The sequence below is a fragment of the Telluria sp. RB2R28 genome (assembly GCF_059685835.1).
This window is the reverse complement of the sequence record NZ_JCASIK010000004.1, coordinates 448483-469911: the sequence shown is the minus strand read 5'-3', so window position 1 is coordinate 469911 and position 21429 is coordinate 448483. Positions and strand designations below refer to the sequence as shown.

Genomic DNA, 21429 nt, shown 5'->3' with positions numbered 1-21429 from the left:
GACATCGGTACAAAAGCACGTAGCCCAGCCGATTCTGACCCGGTGCAGCGCATTCTCGTCAGTACGCGTGACATGCGCGTGACATGCGCGTGAGCGGTCCGTCAGATGTCGAGGTGCGAGATCAGCAGCCGGCGCGCATCGATGTCGCCCTGGTGGTCCGGGCTGCCCTCCCCTTGCGTGCCCAGGGAAATCCCGACCGACATGATGTCGATGAGGAGCAGTTGCAGGATGCGTGAAATCATCGACAGGAAGCTCGTGCTGTCTTCGCTGTGATCCACCGCCAGGCACACGCTGGCCTTCTTTGCCAGCGGCGAGCGGCTGGCCGTGATCGCAATGATGTCGGCGCCCCGCGCGCGCGCCGTGTCGACCGCCTCGAGCAGCTCGGGCAGCTGGCCGCCGGTGGAAATGGCGATCACGACGTCGCCCGGCCCCAGCAAACCGGCCGCAAGGTTCAGCAGGTGCGAATCGCCATACGACGCGGCCGGGATGCGGAAACGGAAGAACTTGTGCTGGCCGTCGAGCGCCACCGCGCGTGCATTGCCCAGCGCGTAGAACTCGACCCGGCGCGCGCCCCGCAGCAGTTCGATGGCGCGGTCGATTGCGTGCACGTCGAGCGCATCGCGAAACTTCAGGATCGCCGAGACCGTGTTGTCGATCACCTTGGCCGACAGGTCATGGGTGCTGTCGGTGACGCGCACCTGGCTGTGGCGCACGGGGATGGTGCCGGTCAGGCTGCCGGCGAACTTGAGCTTGAATTCGGCCAGGCCCTGGAAGCCCAGCGAACGGCAGAAACGGATCACGGTCGGCTGGCTCACGTCGGCCAGGCGCGCGATCTCGGCGATCGGCTCGGACAGCATCTTGCGCGGATGCTCGATCACGAGCGCGGCCACGCGCTGCTCGGCCGGCGAAAGCTCGTGCAGCAGTTGCTGCACGCGGTCGGTGAGCGTGTTGGCGCCGCTGCGCCCGCGCAGGTGCTCGGACAGGATCGCCGAGACGCCGTACAGCGCCGGGTTGGGCGTCATGATGATGTAGGTCGGAATCTGGGCGATGTAGTCACGGAAGCGCCCCTTGGCTTCGAAGCGCGCACGAAATGGCGACTGCGCGAACCAGGTGCCCATGCGCGGCACGATGCCGCCGCCGATGAACATGCCGCCAAATGCGCCCAGCGTCACGGCCAGGTTCGCGGCCGCGCTGCCCAGCATGCCGGCGAAGGTTTCCAGCACCTCGAGGCACAGCGGATCGTGGGCATCGAGCGCCGCGCTGACGATGTCGGCGGTGCTGCGCGTTGGCGCCACGACGCCGTTGCGCTCGGCCAGCGCGCGGTAGATCAGTTCGATGCCGGGGCCGGAAATCAGGCGCTCGTTCGACACGTGCTTCCACTCGCGCCATGCGTATTGCAGGATCGCGAATTCGCGCTCGTCGCTCGGCGCGAAGTTGACGTGCCCGCCCTCGCTGCCGAGCGTGACGAAACCGTCGATGGTCGGGATCACGCCCGAGACGCCAAGGCCCGTGCCCGGCCCCAGCACACCCGACACGGCATGGGTCTGCGGCGCGCCGCCGCCGATCTGCAGCAGGTCCTTCGGCTGAAAGCCCGGCAGCGCCATCGCCAGCGCGGTAAAGTCGTTGACGATCAACAGCGTCGACAGGCCCAGCGCGCGGCGCACGGCATCGGTTGAGAACTGCCAGTCGCGGTTGGTCATGCGGATGAAATCGCCGCTGATCGGATTGGCCAGCGCAAAGGCCGCGTGGTGAATGCGCCCGCCCGGATGCTGTTCGAGGTAGGCGTGCAGCAGCGGGATGATGCCGTCGAAGTCGTCGCACAGCAGCACGGCGACCTGCCCGAGCACACCAGGCGCGGTCTCCAGGCCCAGGCGCGCATGGGTGGCGCCGATGTCGGCCAGCAGGCGCGGGCCGTCGGCAAAGGCGGCGCGCGGTGGTTTGCTTTTTGGATCAGGGTCTTCCGTCATCGCGCAAGGATAGCATTAACCCAATGACAAGAGAATGGGCCCTGGTCAGCGCACGAGTCCCTTGAGCAGCGCCTTGTGGAACTGCACCGGATCCTGCATCTGCGGCGCGTGCCCCATCTCGGGAAACGTCACCAGCACCGAGCCCGAGATTGCCTTGCGGGTGGTCTCGGCCAGCACCTTGTAGTTGCCCAGTGTTGGGCGCACGTCAGCGGGCGCCGCATCCTTGCCGATCGCGGTGGTGTCCTTCAAGCCCATGAGCAGGAAGGTCGGCGTTTTGATCAGCGGGAATTCATGCACCACGGGCTGCGTGTAGATCATGTCGTAGATGAGCGCCGAATTCCAGGCCACGAGCTCCTTGCCCTTGCCACGGTACATCCCGGCCAGCATCTGGACCCACACTTCGTACTCCGGCTTCCACTGGCCGTTGTAATAGGTCGTGCGCTCGTACTCGCGCACGCGTTCGGCCGACAATTTCAGCTCGCGTTCATACCACTGATCGACACCCAGCGACGGCACGCCCAGGTTCTTCCAGTCCTCCAGGCCGATCGGGTTGATCATCACCAGCTGGTCCGTCAGTTCGGGATACATCAGCGCGTAGCGCGTGGCCAGCATGCCGCCGGTCGAGTGGCCGATGATGATGGCCTTCTTCACGCCGATCGAAGCCAGGAGCTTGCGCGTGTTGTCGGCAAGTTGCTGGAACGTGTACTGGTAATGCTGCGGCTTGGTGGACTTGCAAAAGCCGATCTGGTCGGGCACCACGACGCGGTAGCCCGCGTCGCTCAGTGCCTTGGTAGTGCCGGCCCAGGTCGCGCCGCAGAAGTTCTTGCCGTGCATGAGGACGACGGTGCGGCCATTCGGGCTGGCCGGCTTGACGTCCATATAGGTCATCTGCAGGTCGACGCGCTGCGACGTGAAGCGGTATTGCTGCGTCGGTGCAGGGTAGGCGAATTCTTCGAGTTCGGCGCCGTAGACTGGCGCGGCGGCCGATTGCGCCTGCGCCGGGGCCAGCGCGAGGGCGAAACCGAGGCCCGCGATGGCGCGGGCGATGTGCGTAAAGTAGGACATGAAGGCGGGCAGACTGGCAGCCGAAAGTGGACGGAACGGCCAGTCTACCCGGAACCCGGTCAGTCCTGCGCGATCAGCGCGACCTGTGCGGCGGTTGCGAACCGCACCTTGCCGTCCTTGACCACGGCGGTATTGCCGGTGTACCAGTCGCGCACCGTGGCGCCGTCGTTGAAGACGCCGCCCACCGAAATGGCCACCGGCTGCTGCGTCGACAGGCCCAGCGCGACGACCACGCGGTCGCTCACGCCATTCTGTTCCCACGTGCGCTTGAACGTGTACGGGCTCGAGCCGATCATCTGGTGCTTGCCGGCGCCGACGGCCGGATGCGCAGCGCGGAAGCGTCCCAGGCGCGCCCAGTGCGCGCGGATATCGGCCACGCGGTGCAGGCCGCGCTCGGCGTTCGACGCCAGCTCGTCCCAATTCATGAACGTGCGCAGGTTGGCGTCGCCCTCGGCGCCATCGAACTTCAGGATGCGCGCCGTTTCGTCGCCGTAGTAGATCTGCGCCGCACCAGGCGCGAGCAGCAGCTTGTTGGCCGACTCGAATGGCTGCTGGCGCAGCGGATCGAACGGGCTGCTGTCGTCGTGCGAGCTGATGTAGTTCAGCACCGAGAAGCCTTTCATGTCGCCGTGCAGGATGTTCGAGTATTCCGAGAACACCTGTTCATACGGGCGCTTGGCATCGCTGCGCAGGCTGAAGCTGATCATGCTGTCGAAGCCCTGGTCCAGGTAGTCGACGAATTCGCCGCCGCCCAGGTCGAACTTGCGCGCGTGCTTGATCTCGTAGTTGTAGACCTCGGACACCATCCAGAATGGCTTCTGGTCGATGCTCTTGGCCGGGTTGGCGCGCTTCCAGTCCGCCAGCGCCAGGCTCGCTTCTTTTTTCAGTTCCTTCCACAGGCCAGGTTCGGTGTGCTTGACGGTGTCGGCGCGGAAGCCATCGATACCGAACTTGCGCACCCAGTCGGCGTGCCACTTCATCAGGTAGTAGCGCGGCGCGCGCGGGTAGCCAGTGCGCTTGAAGAACGCGTCGAGCTCTTTCACCTCACGCTCGTAGCGTCCTTCCTTCTTCCACTTGGCCACCAGGTGCGGCGGCAGGTCGACCGGCTTGTCGCTGCCGGTCAAAAAGTCCGGCAGGTTCGCCACCAGCGTGCAATCGACCGTCGTGCGCGCATCCTTGTAGGTGCAGGTCGGACCGGTGCGCACCCACGACGCCGGCCAGACCTTGTCCTGCGGCGTGACGGGGCCGGTGTGATTCATCACGACGTCGAACACGATACGGATGCCATTCGCGTGCGCCGTGTCCACCAGCGTGCGCAATTCGTCCTCGGTGCCAAACGCAGCGTCGAGCGCCGTGAAGTCTTTCGCCCAGTAGCCGTGGAAGGCGTAGCTCTTGCCAGTGCCTTCATCGGTCGCGCCGTGGATCTGTTCGATCACGGGCGTCAGCCAGATCGCGTTCACGCCCAGGTCGGTGAAATACCCTTCCTTGATCTTGGCCGTGATGCCGGCGATGTCACCACCCATGAAACCGCGCAGCGGCGCTGCGTCGTCCTTGCGGCCATAGGCCTTGTCGTTGGCCGGGTTGCCGTTGTTGAAGCGGTCCGTCAGCAGGAAGTAGACGGTCGCATTCTCCCAGACAAACGGCTTGGCGGCGGGCGCCGGGCCGGGCAACTGAGCGCTGGCAGAGGCCATCGCACCGAAGGCGAGCAGCATGGCGGAAGCAAGGACGGGTAGTTTCATGCGGGGTTCCTGTGTGGTGAAGGGGTCAGGTGACGACCGTGGGTTCGCTGCGGCCGGTGCGCTGGCGCAAATCGGACAGGCTTTCGGCCAGGTCGATCAGGCCTTGCAGCGCGGCCTGCGTATCGAGGTTGTGGTGCGCCGGATCGGCTTCGTAGCGTTCGAGGTAGACCCGCACGGTGGCGCCTTCGGTGCCGGTGCCGGACAGGCGGAACACGATGCGCGAGCCGTCCGCCATGATGATGCGGATGCCCTGCTTGGTAGAGACCGAGCCGTCGACCGGGTCGGTATAGGCAAAGTCGTCGGCCAGTGCAATCTGGTGGCCGGCCAGCGTCTGCCCTGCCAGTTCCGGCAGGCGCGCGCGCAGCGCGTCCATCATGGCGCCGGCAGCGCCGGCATCCACGGCTTCGTAGTCGTGGCGCGAATAGTAATTGCGGCCAAAGCGCGCCCAGTGCGCCGCCAGCAGCTGTTCGACCGTTTCGCCGCGCACGGCCAGCAGATTGAGCCAGAACAGCACGGCCCACACGCCGTCTTTTTCGCGGATGTGGAACGAGCCGGTGCCGTAGCTCTCTTCGCCGCACAGCGTGACAAGACCGGCGTCCATCAGGTTGCCGAAGTACTTCCAGCCGGTAGGCGTCTCGAAGCAGGCGATGCCCAGCGCTTCGGCCACGCGGTCGGCCGCCATCGACGTGGGCATCGAACGGGCGATGCCCTTGATGCCGCCCGCGTAACCCGGCGCCACGGTGGCGTTGGCGGCGATGATGGCCAGGCTGTCCGATGGCGTGACGGCGATGCCGCGCCCGACGATCATGTTGCGGTCGCCGTCGCCATCCGAGGCGGCGCCGAAGTCCGGCGCGTCGGGCGCCGCCATCGCCGCGATCAGCTCGGCCGCGTTGACAGGGTTTGGATCCGGGTGTCCGCCGCCGAAGTCTTCGCTCGGCACGCCATTGACGACGGTGCCGGCCGGTGCGCCGAGGATGCCTTCGAGGATCGTGGTGGCATACGGGCCGGCCACTGCGTGCATCGCGTCAAAGCGCATCCGGAAGCCGCTCGCGAACAGGCCGCGGATCGCGTCGAAATCGAACAGGCCTTTCATCAGCTCGGCGTAGTCGGCCACCGGGTCGATCACCTCGATCTGCATGTTTTCCAGACGGGTGGTGCCCAGCACGTCGAGGTCGACGGCCGGCGCGTCGCTGATGCGGTACTGCGTGATCGACTGCGTGTGCGCGAAGATGGCGTCGGTGATTTTCTCGGGCGCCGGGCCGCCATTGTCGATGTTGTACTTGATGCCGAAGTCGCCGTCCGGGCCGCCCGGATTGTGACTCGCCGAGAGCACGATGCCGCCCTGGGCGCCGTGCTTGCGGATCACGCAGCTGACGGCCGGCGTCGACAGGATGCCGCCCTGCCCCACCAGCACGCGCTCCACGCCGTGCGCGGCCGCCATGCGCAGAATGGTCTGGATCGCGTCGCGGTTGAAATAGCGGCCATCGCCGCCGACGACCAGGTGACGGCAGGCGCCTTCGCCCAGCGTCAGGAAGATCGACTCGACAAAGTTTTCAAGGTAGCCGGGCTGCTGGAACTCGGTCACTTTCTTGCGCAGGCCCGAGGTGCCGGGCCGCTGGCCGGCGAACGGGGTGGTCGCGACGGTCTGGATGGTCATGCTTTACTCCTGTCAATGTAAGCGTTCACAACACCGCCGGACAGAGCCGGACAATGTTGATAAAACGTTACGATACGACAGACGCCGGATTCACGGCGCGCACACGCGTACCGTGCGCGCCTGGCGCCCCAGCCGTCACACGGCAGCGCGTACCGGCTCCGCCTTGTCGGTCACCAAGAGGGTCAACAGTGCGGCGATGAGCATGCAGACGCCGCCCAGCACGAGCGTGAGCACGGCGTGACCATCGAACAGGTGCTTGGTCACAAAGCCCAGCAGCAGGCCGCTGACGATCTGCGGAATCACGACGAAGAAGTTGAACAGGCCCATGAAGTAGCCCATGCGCTTGGCGGGCAGCGAGCCGGCCAGGATCGCGTACGGCATCGTCAGGATCGACGCCCAGGCAATGCCGATGCCGATCATCGGCACCACCAGCATGTTCTTGTCGGTGATGAGGAACACGCTGGCCAGGCTCAGGCCGCCGATGGTCAGGCAGGTCGCATGGACGACCTTGCGGCTGGTCATGCGGGCAAACACGGGCAGGATGAATGCGGCCAGTGCCGACACGCCGCTGTACACAGCGAACATGATGCCGACCCAGTTGCCGGCGTCCTGGTACGCAGTTGACTGCGCGTCGGTGGTGCCATAGACGCTGTCGGCAATGGCGGTGCCGGTATAGATCCACATCGCGAACAGCGCGATCCAGGTGAAGAACTGCACGAACGCCAGTTGCACCATCGTGCGCGGCATCTTGCCAAAGCCGCCGAAGATCTCGGCGATGGCCACGCCCACGCTGCGCGAAGCGGCGCGTTCCTTGTTGAACGCTTCCATGTCGGGCGGCGGCAGTTCGTCGGCGGACACCACAGTCCAGGTCACGGCCAGGAAGAACACGAGGCCACCGGCATAGAACGAGTAGCGCACGGTGTCGGGGATCACACCGCCGATGACGGCGTTCGACACGCCCATGCTTTCAAAGAAGGTCGGCAAGAGCGAGGCGATGACCGCGCCGCAACCGATGAAGAAGGTCTGCATCGCGTAGCCGGCGGTCTGCTGTGACGGATCGAGCTTGTCGCCGACAAAGGCGCGGAACGGCTCCATCGATACGTTGATCGCAGCGTCCATCATCCACAGCACGGCCACGGCCATCCACAGCGCGGTGGAATTGGGCATCAGGAACAGCGCGATGGCGGCCAGCACGGCGCCGATGAAGAAGAACGGCCGGCGGCGGCCCCATTTGGGGTGCCAGGTGTTGTCGCTCAGGTAGCCGACGATCGGCTGGATCAAGAGGCCCGTGACGGGCGCAGCGAGCCAGTAAAGGGAAAAGTTTTCGGGGTCGGCGCCGAGGGTGGCGAAGATGCGGCTGGTATTCGCGTTCTGCAGTGCGAAGCCGAACTGGATGCCGAAGAAACCGAAGCTCATGTTCCACAGCTGCCAGAACGACAGGCGTGGTTTGAGCACGGTCGATTGCATATCCATGTGTGTCCCCAATCTGGCCCGACACGGGAGCGGGCGCTGTTATGTGAATGCGCGGCGCACTGGTGGTGCGCGCCGTTGATGCGGAGGCGTGCCGGAACAGACAACAATCCTGCCAGCGTATCTGTAGCAAAATAACATGGGGGTATCAGGGTGTCAATCGTGCAGATCCCATAGTGAGATCGGTGAGACACCTGCGGAACATGTAGCGTTTTGTAGTCAAACAACATGAGCAAGAGCGCCCGCTATTCGACGTGCAGATGCAAAAACGTCGCTCCTGCTTGCGCGGGAACGACGTTTTTCAGCTCACGGTGAAACGATCAGTCCTTGCTACCCTCGCCCTTGCGATGCGGCTTCTTGCCCGGCATCGGCTTGTCGGTCACGCGGCGGTCGGCGCCGCTTTTCGTGAACGGCTTCTTGGCGCCGGCGGCTGGCACCGCTGGCGTTTCGCCGTCACGCGTGATCGACAGCTGGCGGCCGGCGACCCAGATCGACTTGAGTTGCGTGAACAGTTCAGCAGGCATGTCCGACGGCAGGTCGAGCGTCGAGTAATCGTCATAGATCTCGATGCGGCCGATCTGCTTCGACGGGATGTTCGCTTCGTTGGCGATCGCGCCGACGATATTGCCCGGCTTGGCGCCGTGGGCAAAGCCCACTTCGATGCGGAACGTCGCCATGCCCGGCTCAGGGTCGCGCATGACGCGCTCTTTCTTGAAGCCTGGCTCGCGCGCAGGGCGCGCTGGACGCTCTTCCCAGTCACTGCGCGGCTCGCGTGGTGCACGCTCGTGGCTGCCGCCAAATTCGCGCTGCGATGGCATGCTTTCCGGACGCACGTCGCGGTCGGGCTTGGTCAGCAGCAGCGGCTCGTCGCCACGCGCCATCTTGGCCAGGGCCGCGGCGATGTCGATCGCCGGGACATTGTCGTCGCGCTCGACGTCTTCGATCAGCGCGCGGAAGACCTCCAGGTTGCCTTCAGCCAGCGTGGCGCGAATCTGGTCCTTGAAGCGCGTCATGCGCACTTCGTTGACGGCCTTGACGGTCGGCAGTTCGAGTGGCGACACCGGCTGGCGGGTCGTGCGCTCGATCAGCTTGAGCAGGCTGCGCTCGCGCGGGGTGATGAACAGGATCGCTTCGCCGCTGCGGCCAGCGCGGCCGGTACGGCCGATGCGGTGGGTGTAGCTCTCAGGGTCGGACGGCACGTCGTAGTTGATGACGTGGCTGATGCGCTCGACGTCCAGGCCGCGCGCGGCAACGTCGGTCGCGACCAGGATGTCGATCTTGCCCTTCTTGAGGTTATCGATCGTGCGCTCGCGCTGCTGCTGGGCGATGTCGCCGTTGATGGCAGCGGCCGAGAAACCGCGCGCCTGCAGCTTGGTCGCCAGTTCTTCGGTGCCCAGTTTGGTGCGGGCGAAAATGATCATGCCGTCGAACGCTTCGGCTTCGAGGATGCGGGTGAGCGCGTCGAGCTTGTGCATGCCGGCCACCAGCCAGTAGCGCTGGCGGATATTGTCGGCGGTGCCGGTCTTGGCGGCAACCGTGATCTCTTGCGGGTCGCGCAGATAGGTCTTGGCGATGCGCTTGATTGCTGGCGGCATCGTTGCCGAGAACAGCGTGGTCTGGCGCGTGGCCGGGGTCTTTTGCAGGATCTGCTCGACGTCGTCGATGAAGCCCATGCGCAGCATTTCATCGGCTTCGTCCAGCACGAGGGTGGTCAGCTTCGACAGGTCGAGCGAGCCCTTCTGGATGTGATCGATGACGCGGCCTGGCGTGCCGACGACGACGTGCACGCCGCGGCGCAGCGACGACAGTTGCGGGCCGTAGCTCTGGCCGCCGTAGATCGGCAGCACGTGGAAGCCCTTGATGTGGGCGGCGTAGCTCTGGAATGCTTCGGCGACCTGGATCGCCAGTTCGCGCGTCGGCGCCAGCACCAGCGCCTGCGGCGCGGTCTGCTTGACGTCGATGTTCGACAGGATTGGCAGTGCGAAGGCGGCGGTTTTACCGGTGCCGGTCTGCGCTTGTCCCAGCACGTCGCGCCCTTCCAGCAACAGGGGAATGGTGGCTGCCTGGATCGGCGACGGCGTTTCGTATCCGACGTCTTTCAATGCTTTCAGGACAGGCGCCGAAAGATTGAGGTCGGAAAACGATGGGATTGGGGTGTCTGACATAGAGGAAGTTGCTCTTATTAAGTAAGTACGAATGCGACAGTTTACACCGTTGCTTCGTTGGGGGCGCTAAATACAATGGACCGGGCGGCCGAAACCACAGAATCCGAACAATGAAAAATGCCCTTGCAGGCACACCTGCAAGGGCATTGGCGATCGCGGCAGCGCCCCGTTGGGTGGCGCTACCTTCGCTTGATACCGGATTACAGCTTGTAGTTCAGGCCGAACAGCATCTGGCGGCCATACTTGGCATAGCCGCGCGGACGGTCTTCGGTACCAGCGTAGCTGCGGAAGGCGGTGTCGGTCAGGTTGTTGACCTGGAACAGCACGGACAGACCTTCGACTTGCTTGAAGTCATAACCCAATTGCAGGTCGACTACTTTATCAGCTTTTACGTAAGTCAGCTCGGTTGCACCACCAATTCCGCCGATTTCACCCACAAAATCGCTGCGATAACGCTGGCTGATACGTGCCGAGAAGCCATCTTTCTCGTAATACGCCGTGAAGTTGAACACGCGCTTCGACAGGCCTGGCAGCGGAATCGCGACGTTGCCGAAGCGCTGGTCGAGAATCGAGATCTCGCTGTTGGTGAACGACGCGTTGGCGGTGATGCCGAAACCGTCGAGCATCGGGTGGATCATGTCCAGCGGGGTCGATGCTGCAAACTCCAGACCGCGCAGGCTACCGCCCTCGCCGTTACGCGGCTGGGTGATGGTGCCGATGTTGGTCAGGGCGCCCTGCAGGTTGAACTCCGAGAAGTCACGTGGCACGGTCACGCTGTAGATGTACGAGGACAGGTCCTTGTAGAAACCAGCCGCCGAGATATAGCCCTTGTTGCCGAAGTACTTTTCATACGACAGGTCGACCTGCTTGGCGCGCCATGGATCGAGCTGCGCATTGCCGCCGTTACCGTACGGGGTGCCGGTGGTCTGGGCGGTCAGGCCCACTTCCAGCGCCGCGTTCAGCTGGTTCAGCTTGGCACGTGCCAGCGTCTTGCCGGCGCCGAAGCGCAGGAATTGCTGGTCAGGCAGGCTCCATGCCAGGTTGATGCTTGGCAGGTAGTCGGTGTACTTCTTGCCGTCGGTCAGTGGCACCAGGTCGGCGAATGGCCAGGCGCGCAGCGTGTTCGCGGTCGAGCTCTGGTCGGTTTCGATGACCTGCATGCCGATATTGCCGCGCAGTGGCATCGACATCAGTTCGGTATCGATGTTCAGCTTGGCGTAGCCGGTCTTGACCTTCTCTTCGATGGTCCAGTTCTTGGTCGCGCCCCATGGCACCAGCACGGCTGGCGTGAATGGGCCGAAGTTGTTGGCCAGCACGCCGTCGATGTCCCAGCTCAGGCTGTTCTGCAGGCCGTACAGCGCTTGCGAATCGTTCAGCACATTGGCGCCGAAGGTGCCATTGCCGATCTTCGAGAAGCCCGTCTCCAGGTGCGCTTTTTCCTTTTCGCGCTTCGAGTAGTTAAAGCCGACTTCCATGCTGCTGAAGTGTGCGTTGTCGAACTTGCGCTCGATGCTCGTGCGGAACGAGGTCATCTTGTCGGTCATGTTCGGGGCATTGACATAGCCTTCGCCGAACTGGCCGCCGATGGCGAGCTGCGACGGATCGTCGTAGGTGCCCGACAGGCCCAGCACAGGAATCGTGCCGCCGTTGTAGCTGTAGTTCAGCGTCTGGCGCGCAGCGCGGCCGGCGTTGATCTCGATCAGCTGTTCCTTGTGGTCAGCCTTCGAGCGGCTGATGTCGACGATGCCGACCCAGTCGCCCGTCGTGTAGCGGTTGTTCCAGCCGAAGGCGGTCAGTTTGTCGTCGCGCGTCAGGCGGTTGTTGCGCACGACCGGATTGACGTTGTTGGCGGTGCCACTGATCATCGTGCCGTTCACGACGGTCGGGTTCGAGAAACGCACTTCGCCGTCGTCCTTGAGTGGCATTTCGATGCCGCGGCGGATTTCTTCCTGGTCGAAACGCGAGTGGTAGACGTCGAAGGTCGAGCTGAAGTTGCGGTTAGGACGCCATTCGAGCACACCCATCAGGCCATCACGCACCTGGTTGCCGGTCGTGGCGATCGACTTCATGCCCTTTGGCACTTTGACGGTCGAGCCTGGCACGACATTGGTATCGTCCACCCAGTCCCACGTTTCGAACTGTTCGCCGACGTTCGGCTTGTCCTGGCGGGCGTAGCCGATGGCCACACCGAGCGTGCGGTTGGCGAACTGGTCGATGTACGACGCGCTGACGCGGCTGCCGGTGTCCGGCGAGCCGGCGCTGACTTCGCCTTTGGAATTCTTTTCACCGCGCACATTGACGGTGACGACGCGCTCGCGCAGCGACAGCGGCTTGATGGTTTGCAGGTCGACAGTACCCGACAGGCCCTGGCCGATCACGGCGGCGTCGCCGGTTTTATACACGGTGACGGCGCTGATCAGTTCGGATGGGTACTGGTCGTATTCGACGGTACGGTCCGAGCTGGTGGTGACTTGTTCGCGGCCGTTGAGCAGCGCGGTCGACAGGTCGCCCGAGGTGCCGCGGATGCTGATCGACTGGGCCTGGCCGTTGACGCGCTGCGCCGACAGACCCGGCAGGCGGGCCAGCGATTCAGCGATCGACACGTCCGGCAGCTTGCCGATGTCTTCCGACGAAATGGCTTCGACGATGCCGGTCGATTCGCGCTTGACGGCAATCGCGTCTTCGATGGCGCGGCGGATACCGGTCACGGTGACGGTTGCGACTGGCACATCGGTTGCGGCGGTGTCAGTCGTCGTGGCGGTTTGCGCCTGCGCGCTGCCGGCCATGATGGTGACAAAGATGGCGCACCCGGCAGCCACTGGGCTCAGCTGGAACGCGGAACGCTTGTTGGCGAAAGTTTTCATGATCTCCTCAGAACGACGTAATTTCCCTAGAGCAGCTTTCGACCGCATGTTCGGGACTTTGTTATGACACGCCTCAACATCAACGCTCGGCGGGATTCTGTATTAAAACTAGATGCACTGTCAACGGGAGTTGGTTTCAAACGAACTCGGGTCATCCGTTGACACGATATTCAATAAAAACAATGACTTAATAACTGATGAGCAGCTCACGTGTGGTTTTTAACGCGTGTAGTTGGGCTACAAACGCTCTAAAAAGCAACTATTTATGCTTGATTGCACCGAATCGGTGCGCAGGATGTAGTAAAACAATCAGTCCCTGGAACCCAGCTTGTAACTTCACTACGTGAATTTTGTATTTTTACAACAGACGAAAAAAATCCCCGGCAGCCTTTCGGCTGTCGGGGATCGCTTGATGCGGTCTGGAGGCTGTTACGCAGCCTCGCCGGTCATCAGAACTTGTAGTTGGCGCCGAACTGGTAGGTGCGACCGTAATCGACGCGGCGGGTGATCGAATCGCTGTTGTTCGTGTACTCCTGGTACGGCGCATTGTTCCAGTTGTTGGCCTGGGCAAACACCGACAAGCCCTTGGCGAAGCCCGACTGGATTTCATACGACAGCTGGAAGTCGACGATCGTCTCGCCCTTCACGAAGGTGTACTGCAGCGTGTCCGAGAAGTCCGGCGACTGGCCCAGGAAGTCCGAACGCTTGCGCGCTGCGGCGGCGATCTGGAAGCCATACTTTTCGTAGTACACGCGCAGGTTGCTGACCTTGCGCGACAGGCCAGGCAGCGGGATCGACTGCGCCGAGGTCTGCACATTGCCGAAGCCCAGTGCCGGAATGTCGATCGCCGAGCTGGTGAACGAGTGGTTGGCCATGATGCCGAAGCCGTCCAGCCAGTCGCTGACCATATTCAGTGGAATGTTCACCGCCAGCTCGTAACCCTTGATGTTGCCGCCTTCGCCGTTTTCAGGACGGTTCAGCACGCCAACGGTCGAGCCGGCGAAGTCGCCGGTGGTCGGCAGCGGCGTGGTCGAGGTCGTCCATGGCGCGAAGTCGTATTCCGACGGCGTGCGCAGGATGAACGTGTCGAGCTTCTTGTAGAACACGGCCGCGCTGACATAGCCCTTCTTCGCGAAGTACTTTTCGTACGACAGGTCGAACGCCTTGGCCTTGAACGGCTTGAGCCCCGGGTTACCGCCGCCACCGCTGATGAACGGGTTGGTCACGCCGGTGTTCACGCCAAAGCCGATGCCGCCGCGCAGGTCGTCCAGGTTCGGACGCGACAACACTTGCGCCAGACCCATGCGCAGCACCTGGTCATTCTTGAGGTCGAACGACAGGTTCAGGCTTGGCAGCACGTCCCAGTAGCTGACGCTGTCGACGACGCGCACGGCCGGGCAGGCATCGGCCGTTTCGCCGGTGCAGCTGCCGCTGTTGTAGCCGCCGCCCGTCTGCTTCGTGTGCACGAATTGCGAGCCGACGTTACCGCGGTATTCGAAGCCGAACAGCTCGCCGTTCAGGTCGCCCATCAGGTAAGCGGTCTGGACCGTTTCCTTGACATCCCAGAACTTGGTCAGGATGTCGGCGTTGACCTTCGTGGCCAGCTGGTACACGGTGCCAAGCGAGCCGGACGGATTCCACGTGGCGATCGGAAGGCCGGTGGTGCCGGCAACGCCGGTGCCCGTGCCCGGCATCGTCTGCGCAGCGAACTGGGCGCCGCCCAGGATCTCGAGACGGCCTTCTTCGCCGCTGCGCGCTTTTTCGCGGTCGGTGAAGTTATAGCCAAACTGCACAGCCGACATCGGGCCCCACTCCACCGGACGCTTGGCGTTCAGGCGGATCGCCTTGAGCGTGTCTTCCACGTACGGCTGGGCCAGGTAACCGGCTTGCGGCAGGATGTTGGTGGCGGTGCCCGACCAGCCGTTCACGTCGGTCAGTTGCGCGACCGCGCGGTCCGAATAGTTCAGGCCCGTGCGCCAGGCGACGTCGGTGAAATTGCCGCCGTTAAAACCGGTCCACGAAATCGTGTCCAGCGGATTCGCATTGCCCGGCAGGCCGGCGGTGGTTTCGTAGCGCGCGCTCAGCTTGGTCGCCTTCGACCAGGTGATGTCGGCGCTGGTGCTCCAGTCGCCCAGCTTCAGTTCGTTCTTCCAGCCGACCGTCTTCAGGTCGTCTTCCGACGTCTCGACGTGGTTACGCACCACGCCCTTGTAGTTGGTCAGCGTGCCGCTGGTGGCGACACCGTTCTGCACGACGACGTTCTGCAGCACGCCGGCCGGGTCATACAGGCCCGACGTGTTCGAGCCGACCGCGCCTTCGAAACCGCTGCGCTTCAGGCCCGTCTCGCCGGCCGAATAGAACAGGTCGAGGGTCGAGCGGAAATCGCGATTCGGACGGAACTGCAGCGACATGAAGGCGCCGTCACGCTTGTGCGACGTCGACTCGGTGTCGGCGGTAAAGCCCAGCGGCACCAGCACGTTCTGGCCATTGAACGGCAGGGCTGCCGTGTTGCCGCCCCAGGCGTCGAACTTGCGCTGCTCGCCGCCGGTTTCGTCGTACGACGTGATGCCCAGTGCGATGCCGAACTTGCGGTCGGCGAACTGGTCGATGTACGAGAACGAGACGCGGTCGCCACTGCCTTCTTCGGCAGTGCGCACGCCCAGGCGGCTGCGCTTGTAGTTGGCGGCAATGACGCGCTTGCCGAAGTCCAGTGGCTGCACGGTTTTCAGGTCGATCGTCGCGGCCAGGCCCTGGCCGATGACGCTCGCGTCCGGCGTCTTGTAGATCACGACGCCGCCCATCAGCTCGGACGGGAACAGGTCGAATTCAGGATTGCGGGCATTGCCGGTCGAGGCCATTTCGCGGCCATTGAGCAGCGTACCGTTGAAACTTGGCGACAAGCCGCGCACCGAGATTTCCGATGCACGTCCCGAACCGCGGCTGCGCTGGGCGGTCACGCCCGGCAGGCGCGCGATCGATTCAGCAACCGACGTGTCCGGCAATTTGCCGATGTCTTCGGCCGAGATTGCTTCAACGATCGAATTCGAATTGCGCTTGATCGAGATGGCCGCTTCGATACCGGTACGGATACCGGTCACGGTCACTTTCGAGACGGCGCCGTTCGGGAATGCGGTGGGTGCAGCGGCCGGTGCTTCTTCCGGCGTCTGCACCGTGGCGGCTGCCACGGGCGTGTTCGGTGCGACGGGGGTGGCTTCTTCGCTGCCCGAGGCTTGCGCATACGCGTTACCTGCCAGGACCGACAGCAGCACGGCGCAACCGGCGGCGAACGGGTTCAACGGGAATGCAAAAGTGGCTGCAGTACGGCGGCGGGCCTGGGTGGCCCGGGTGACGGTGGCGTTCATGTGTCTCCTCGGATTTTCTCAACTGCCGTTACGACTCTGTACTAAAACTAGAATCCGAACGGGCAGCAATGTGTGGCGAGGATCATGGCATGCTTTGCACGAGAACAACATTGTGCACGTTGTACTTGGGCTACACATTTGAGGCGTTTTCAGGCCCTAGAAAGACTTTCGCACCGAATCTGAAGGCAATCTGAAGGTTGGACTATGTTGAGCCTATGTAGTCGGGGTGAAATCGAATCCACCCCGCATGATTGTTGGGCGGCAGGGTTTATAGTAACCTTCCATCAACACAACAATTACCGGCCCCGCGTTCCAGCGTCGACATGCAGATCCTGTAGTCGAACTACGTCAGCAGTATCGCGACTGGCACCAGCCCAGAATCCATGAGACAACTCCTCGCCACCATCGTGCTCGGCAGCGCTTCGCTTGCCGCCTTCGCCCAGGCTCCGGCCATCGACCGCATGGAGCCGCCGTTCTGGTGGGCCGGCATGCACGACAACAAGGTTCAGCTGATGGTGCACGGCGAAGCGATCGGCGACCTGACGCCGACGCTGACCTACCCTGGCGCGCGCATTGCGGCCGTCACGCGCACACCGAACCGCAACTACCTGTTCATCGACCTCGTGCTCGACCCGAAGGTGGCGCCCGGCACGTTCGACATCACGTTCAGCGGCGCTGGCCGCACGACCACGCATGCCTACCGCCTGCTGGCACGCGACCCGGGTTCCGCCACGCGCCAGGGCTTTTCCAGCAAGGACGCGATCTACCAGATCATGCCGGACCGCTTCGCCAATGGCGACCCGTCCAACGACAACGTCGCCGGCATGCTCGACAAGGCTGACCGCAAGGGCGGCCTGGGCCGCCACGGCGGCGACATTCAGGGCGCGATCAACCACCTCGACTACATCGCGGACATGGGCTTCACGCAGCTGTGGCCGACGCCGCTCATCGAGAACAATATGCCGGGCTACTCGTACCACGGCTATGCGGCCACGGACCTGTACAAGATCGACCCGCGCTACGGCAGCAACGAAGACTTCGTGCGCCTGTCGACGGAAGCGAAGAAGCGCGGCATCGGCATCATCCAGGACGTGGTGCTGTCGCACATCGGTTCACACCACTGGTGGATGAAGGATGTGCCGGCGCCGGACTGGATCAACTACAACGACAAGTTCGTCCCGACCCAGCACTACCACACGGCGGTGCAGGACCCGTACGGCTCGAAAGAAGACGCCGACAACTTCACGCGCGGCTGGTTCGTCAAGAGCATGCCCGACCTGAACCAGTCCAATCCGCTGCTGGCCAACTACATCATCCAGAACAACATCTGGTGGATCGAATACGCGAAGCTCTCGGGCCTGCGCATCGACACCTTCGGCTATTCGGACAGCGCGTTTTTGTCGGAGTACACGCGCCGCATCATGGCCGAATACCCGAACCTGAACCTGGTCGGCGAAGAGTGGAGCATCAAGGTGCCGGTCGTGGCGCGCTGGCAGCGCGGCAAGGACAACTTCGACGGTTACCGCGCCTACATGCCGAGCATGATGGACTTCCCCGTGGCCGAGGCGATGCGCACCGCGCTGGCTGATAAGAAAGGCGGCAACGTGTTCTCGGACGTGTACGAGACGCTGTCGCTCGACTACCTGTATCCCGAGCCGGGCAACCTGGTGCTGTTCGCCGACAACCACGACATGTCGCGCATCTACAGCGTCGCCGGCGAAGACTTCGACAAGTACAAGATGGCGATGGTATTCATGATGACGGCGCCGCGCATCCCCCAGTTCTATGTGGGTGACGAGCTGCTGTTTACCAGCCCGACGAAAGACCGCGATGATGCCAGCTACCGCATCCCGTTCCCGGGCGGCTGGGCCGGCGACAAGGTCAATGCCTTCACCGGCGCGGGCCTGAAGGACAAGCCGCGCGCGGCGCAAGCGTTCGTCCGCAAGCTGACCAACTGGCGCAAGGGCCAGCCGGTGATCCACAACGGCCGCATGATGCATTACGGGCCGCAGAACAATACCTACGTCTACTTCCGCTACAACGCGGATAGAAAAGTGCTGGTCGCGTTCAACAACAACGCAAAAGAAATGGCGCTCGATGTCGACCGTTTCCGTGAAATGCTCACGGGCGTAACCAGCGGCGTGGATGTCCTGACCGGCAAGACGTTCGACCTGCGCTCGACGCTGACCCTGCCGCCACGTGCTTCGGTGATCCTGGAGCTGGAGACGCCGCGATGATGCGCAGCGCCATCGCACTGGCCGCCCTCCTCGCCTGCGGCGCCGCCCACGCGCAGTCAGATGCCGCGTTGTTCGTGCGCGGCGCGTTCAATGGCTGGGGGACGGCCGATGCGCTGGCGCCCAAGGGCAAGGGCATTTACCAGGCCGACATCGCCGTTGCGCCAGGCAACCACGCCTTCAAGCTTGGCAGCAGCGACTGGGCTGCCGAGTGGGTCATCGATCCGGACAAGAGCGTCAATGTGGCGCCCGACACCGCGTACCAGCTCGAACGCCTGTCGGGACCGGAGACGTTCCTGTTCGTGCGCACGTCGGGCACCTACCGCTTTACGCTGGACGCGAGCGATCCGGCCAAACCTGCTCTGAAGGTCACGCGTCTTCCCGATGCCGACCGTGCCAACGCGCCCGATCCGCATGCGGGCCACGCTGCGGTCGTCACGCAGGCCTGGCCAACGTGGGATGGGAAGACCGAGACGGTGCGCTACTCGACGCCGGATGCGCAGGCGTCACTGCGCCAGTATGTCCAGTCGAGCACCATGAGCCTGCGCGATCCCGGTCCGCAGCATGTCGCCTACGCCGAGCAGGAAGGCTTGCCGCGCGCCCGCACCGGCAACCTCGCCTTCGACGCCCTGTTCGCGCTGGCCGGCGCCGAGATGCGCCTCAATTCGGTCAGCCAGATCAAGGACGGCAACTACAACGGCGGCAACGCCATCGATTGCGACTGCTTCTCGACTGGCGAGAAGTGGGCGTATGTGTGGACGCGCGACCTGTCGTATGCGGCCGACCTGGGCCTGGCCCTGCTCGACCCGCAGCGCGTGCGCAATTCGCTCGATTTCAAGCTCTCTGGCTGGCGCGCCGGCGTCACACCGGTGGCGCAGGTCCCTGCCACGGCGGACGGCCTGCAGATCGTGCAGGATACCGGCAGCGGCGGCAGCTGGCCGGTCAGCACGGACCGCCTGACGTGGGCCTTCGCGGCCGAAGAAACGCTGCGCACGCTGCCGCCTGCCGAGCGTGCGGCATTCGCCAGCAAGGCGTTAAAGGCGCTGTCGAACACACTCGAGATCGACCGTGTGGCAGCGTTCGACACAGCCACCGGCCTGTACACGGGCGAAGAATCATTCCTCGACTGGCGCGACCAGACCTACGCCGCGTGGATGCCGGGCGACCTGGCGTCGATGGCCAGTTCGAAGGCGCTGTCGACCAACGTCGTGATCTTCCAGGCGCTCAAGCTGGCGGCGCAACTGGCGCGCGAACAGCGCGATGCGGCCAAGGCCGCGCGCTACACGCGTTGGGCATCGGAGCTGAAACACGCGATCAACAAGGAACTCTGGCTGGCCGACGAAGGCATGTACAGCAGCCTCACCGCCGGCCACCTGGACGGCGCGCCGCTGCACAAGTTCGACTGGCTCGGCCAGGCGCTGGCCATCGTCAGCGGCGTGGCCGACGACAGGCAGACGGCGTCGATCCTGGCGCGCTATCCGCATGGCCCGATGGGAGCGCCGGTGATCTGGCCGCAGCAGATCGGCGCGCCGGTGTACCACAACCGCGCCATCTGGCCCTTCGTCACCGCGTACGGCTTGCGCGCTGCGGTGCAGGGCAAGAACGCGGCGGTGGCCGATGCCGCCTACGCAACGCTGATGCGCGGCGCGGCGGTGAATCTGTCGAACATGGAAAACCTCGAGTGGTTGTCGGGCCAGCCGCTGCTGCTCGACGAGAAGACCCCGGCGCTGAGCGGCCCCGTGATCAACTCGCGGCGCCAGTTATGGTCGGTCGGCGGGTATCTGGGCATGGTGATCGACAACGTGTTTGGCGTGCGCGTGCAGGACGACGGCATTGCGCTGCATCCGTTCGTGACGGCAAAGCTGCGGCGCGAGACTTTTGGCGCGTCGAACGAGATTGCCTTGCACGACCTGCGCCTGCACGGCAAGCGCATCGACGTGGTTCTGCGCCTGCCGCCAGCGGCCGAAGGCGACGGCTATCACCGGGTCGAGCGCATTCTGCTGAACGGCAAGCAGGTCGGGGACACGCTGCGCATGGGTGATTTGCAAGCCGGGAATCGCATCGAGATCGTGCTGGGCAAACTCGTTGCGGGTGCGCAGGGCATCCGCCGCGTGCAGGCCAATCCGTATGAAGAATCGTCCGTCACGTTCGGGCCGCGCGAACCGGTGATCGAGGCGCTGACACGTGCATCGTCCGGGGCCGTAGGGTTGACGATTGGCGCGAACGGGAATGCGGCGGGCGTGACCTACCGCGTCTACCGCGACGGCAAACTGGTGGCCGACAAGCTGCCGGCCGGCGCCTGGACCGACGACAAGGCCGGTGTGGCGTCGTGCTATGCGGTGGAGGCGCGCTTTGCCGACAGCGGCAATGTAAGCCACCACAGCCAGCCACGCTGCATTGACGCGGTCGCTGGTGCTGGCATCGACATCGGCGTGACCGACCCGCGCGTGACGTCGAACCTGACAACCACGGCGCCGGATGCGCGCTTTTCACTACCCGCGATCCGCGACTGGGGCCGGCCGCAAGACCGCTTTGCAGTGGATGGAATTCGGGTTGAAAGCGCAGGCGACTACCGGGTTCAGGTGCGTTATCACAATGGTGCGAACCAGGTGAATCTGGGGATCAGTGGCGGCGTGAAGTGGCTGGCGTTGAAGAACAGCGCGGGCAAGATCGTGGCCCAGGGCGTGATCCAGTTACCGCATGCGCCGCTGTTCAAGGGTGCGACGCCAACCGTGTATTCGACGCCGCTGGCGGCGCGCCTGCAGGCCGGCAGCTACCGCCTGGAGATGACGGACTTCTACAATATGAGCTACCTGGAGAGCAACCGGACCTTCACGGGCGCCGGTGGCGCCGAACCGGCGAACCGGTTCGACATCCATGGTGTGCGCTTGCTGCGGGTGAAGTAG

The 21429-nt window shown here is 63.9% G+C and carries 10 protein-coding genes; 2 read left to right on the top strand and 8 right to left on the bottom strand.

Translation table 11 applies throughout. From position 1 onward, the window contains the following. Positions 1 to 101 precede the first annotated feature (101 nt). The 8 genes from AC56LV_RS17645 to AC56LV_RS17610 all read right to left on the bottom strand — a co-directional run bounded on the left by AC56LV_RS17645 (position 102) and on the right by AC56LV_RS17610 (position 16289). A complete protein-coding gene (locus AC56LV_RS17645; RefSeq protein WP_499559536.1) occupies positions 102 to 1967 on the bottom strand; it encodes a glucokinase in 1866 nt (621 codons plus the stop codon). 45 nt (positions 1968 to 2012) lie between these two features. Continuing rightward, the gene (locus AC56LV_RS17640) at positions 2013 to 3032 is read right to left on the bottom strand and encodes an alpha/beta fold hydrolase (protein ID WP_499559534.1); all 1020 of its coding nucleotides are present in this window, start codon (positions 3030 to 3032) and stop codon (positions 2013 to 2015) included. A 59-nt stretch (positions 3033 to 3091) separates the two neighbouring features. After that, complete coding sequence (locus AC56LV_RS17635) at positions 3092 to 4771, bottom strand: alpha-amylase family glycosyl hydrolase (RefSeq protein WP_499559532.1); 1680 nt, start codon at positions 4769 to 4771, stop codon at positions 3092 to 3094. Between the two features lie 25 nt (positions 4772 to 4796). Continuing rightward, positions 4797 to 6428 carry an alpha-D-glucose phosphate-specific phosphoglucomutase gene (locus tag AC56LV_RS17630; protein ID WP_499559531.1) on the bottom strand — a complete coding sequence of 544 codons (1632 nt, stop codon included), beginning with the start codon at positions 6426 to 6428 and terminating at the stop codon, positions 4797 to 4799. Positions 6429 to 6563: 135 nt separating this feature from the next. Further along, positions 6564 to 7901 carry an MFS transporter gene (locus tag AC56LV_RS17625; protein WP_499559529.1) on the bottom strand — a complete coding sequence of 446 codons (1338 nt, stop codon included), beginning with the start codon at positions 7899 to 7901 and terminating at the stop codon, positions 6564 to 6566. 317 nt (positions 7902 to 8218) lie between these two features. Continuing rightward, on the bottom strand, positions 8219 to 10063 hold the full coding sequence (locus AC56LV_RS17620) for a DEAD/DEAH box helicase (RefSeq protein ID WP_499559527.1): 1845 nt from the start codon (positions 10061 to 10063) through the stop codon (positions 8219 to 8221). A gap of 200 nt (positions 10064 to 10263) precedes the next feature. Next, the gene (locus tag AC56LV_RS17615; RefSeq protein ID WP_499559525.1) at positions 10264 to 12927 is read right to left on the bottom strand and encodes a TonB-dependent receptor; all 2664 of its coding nucleotides are present in this window, start codon (positions 12925 to 12927) and stop codon (positions 10264 to 10266) included. Between the two features lie 449 nt (positions 12928 to 13376). Next, positions 13377 to 16289, bottom strand: coding sequence for a TonB-dependent receptor (locus tag AC56LV_RS17610; protein WP_499559523.1), 2913 nt, complete (start codon positions 16287 to 16289; stop codon positions 13377 to 13379). Between the two features lie 383 nt (positions 16290 to 16672). Here AC56LV_RS17610 and AC56LV_RS17605 point away from each other — a divergent pair, with 383 nt between their 5' ends. Both AC56LV_RS17605 and AC56LV_RS17600 read left to right on the top strand, forming a co-directional pair. Next, on the top strand, positions 16673 to 18526 hold the full coding sequence (locus AC56LV_RS17605) for a glycoside hydrolase family 13 protein (protein WP_499559521.1): 1854 nt from the start codon (positions 16673 to 16675) through the stop codon (positions 18524 to 18526). Further along, the gene (locus tag AC56LV_RS17600) at positions 18523 to 21429 is read left to right on the top strand and encodes an alpha-L-rhamnosidase-related protein (protein WP_499559519.1); all 2907 of its coding nucleotides are present in this window, start codon (positions 18523 to 18525) and stop codon (positions 21427 to 21429) included. Before AC56LV_RS17605 ends, AC56LV_RS17600 begins: the two co-directional genes overlap by 4 nt.